The organism is Mesorhizobium sp. M7A.F.Ca.MR.362.00.0.0, assembly GCF_004023175.1.
In the GTDB taxonomy this organism is placed as follows: Bacteria; Pseudomonadota; Alphaproteobacteria; order Rhizobiales; family Rhizobiaceae; genus Mesorhizobium.
Window position 1 is genome coordinate 1 of sequence record NZ_RZTF01000198.1, and the last position, 1233, is coordinate 1233.

2 protein-coding genes are annotated in these 1233 nt (G+C 60.5%); both read left to right on the forward strand.

Annotated elements, in window-relative coordinates; genetic code table 11:
- Positions 1 to 263, forward strand: a 263-nt coding sequence (locus EOC06_RS22110) for a magnesium transporter (RefSeq protein WP_206631228.1), incomplete at its 5' end; no start/stop codon positions are given.
- 529 nt (positions 264 to 792) lie between these two features.
- Positions 793 to 1233, forward strand: a 441-nt coding sequence (locus tag EOC06_RS22115; protein WP_206631229.1) for a M48 family metallopeptidase, incomplete at its 3' end; no start/stop codon positions are given.

Sequence of the window (1233 nt, forward strand, 5' to 3'; positions counted from 1 at the left end):
GCCTTCTTGCGGCTGCGGCGACGTGGTTCTACGCCTCGAGGCAACCGGAGTCGGCGGCCCAAGCGCCCATGTTAGCACTTGTGATCCTGCTTGCCATGTCCGGATCGTGCCTCATGTCTGGAATCTCCGGCGTGCTGATCCCGTTGGGCCTGCGCCGGGTCGGCGCCGACCCGGCGGTCGCTTCGGCGATCTTCCTCACCACCTTGACCGATATTGTAGGCATGGGCCTGATGCTGGGGCTGGCCACCATACTCGTGCTGTAGCGAGGTACGTTCCTGGGAAATTGGGGCAACAAGCTGATCTCGTCGCGTTCAGCGAATTGCGAGAGCCAGGCCGCATCGCGCACGCATCGTGAGAAGCACCCTCCGGCAGCTCTCTGACCCCTTGCGCAACGCGCCGGAAGACCTTTGGATAGGCCGTGGATGACCTTGAAGCCTATTCAGTGACCAGAACACGCGCAGAATCGCGCAAGCAATATTAACCTCGTCGGTTTGCGATCCGCCACTCAGGATCTGGTTGTTTGCTACTGGTGCCGAATCCTTCAATTACGTCCAGCAACTCCAAGCAGACGTTTTTGCGACCAGCGCAGCCAAAAATAGGAATAAGCCTGTTAGCTTGTTGCGCAGCTGCAACAGCTGCTGAGGCTCGCGTGATCTGGTGGCAGTTCAGTCGCCTTTTTTCTTGTAGTCATGCGATTCCTTCGCACTAGTCCGGTCGGGGTGGGTTCTCGGCATGCAATCTTCGTCTCGCACGATTTTCGGCTTCGCCGCAGCGCTGCTTTTTAGCGGGGTATTGCCGGCCGGCGCACAAGGTCTTTTTACGGCCTATGACGATGCGTTTTCGGCCCGCATCGCCAGTCCGGCCGACAATGGAACGCTCGCCCAATTCGTCACGGTTGCGGTCAACGCGGGCCAATACGATCAGGCGATCTCCTCAATCGAGCAGTATCTGATCCAATACCCCCGCGATGCGCGCGCCCGGCTTGCCGCCAGCCGGTTGTACTATCATGTCGGCTCCTATGAATTGGCCCGGCGGCAGGTGCAGTACGGCATCGAAGTCGGTGGTCTGACCGCGGGTGAGCAGCAGGAAGCTGTTCGCCTCCTCGGCCGGATCGATCGTGCGTTGCGTGGCGTCACCTGGGAACTCGCCCTGACCGGCGGCGTACTCAGCGCATTCACCAATTTTGCGCCGGGCGGGGCGCAGGACGAGGAAAGCTTCGTCTCGCCCTACGGG